This window comes from Paenibacillus zanthoxyli JH29 (assembly GCF_000520715.1).
Classification (GTDB): domain Bacteria; phylum Bacillota; class Bacilli; order Paenibacillales; family Paenibacillaceae; genus Paenibacillus_AQ; species Paenibacillus_AQ zanthoxyli.
The window spans coordinates 1-368 of record NZ_ASSD01000341.1 but is presented as its reverse complement, the minus strand read 5'-3'; the positions used below and the strand labels follow the sequence as shown (position 1 = coordinate 368).

Genomic DNA, 368 nt, shown 5'->3' with positions numbered 1-368 from the left:
TCACGTGATCGAGCGAACCATGGAAGCGGACGGGCAACTTCTGCTGACGCCTCGGATTGAGACGCAAGTGTTTTTTACCACACTGACGTGTTCGCCATGGCAAGTGCTCCAGTTCTACCGGGACCATGCGACGAGCGAACAGTTTCACAGCGAACTCAAGACCGACCTGAATCTGGAGCGCTTGCCCTCGGGGAAATTCGCCACGAATGATTTGGTGCTGTGTGCAGGCTTGGTTGCCTATAATCTGCTGCGAGCCATCGGGCAAATTTCACTGCAAAAACCGGATGCTCCGGTACGCACGAAGGTGCACCGCAGACGGGTGAAGACGGTCATTGAGAACCTGATTTGGCTAGCCTCACGTTTGGTGG

General features: G+C 55.2%; 1 protein-coding gene. It reads left to right on the top strand.

Annotation, left to right across the window (positions count from 1 at the left end; all coding sequences use genetic code 11):
* The coding region (locus tag L691_RS0112480; protein WP_025690856.1) for a transposase at positions 1–368 on the top strand (368 nt) is incomplete at both ends.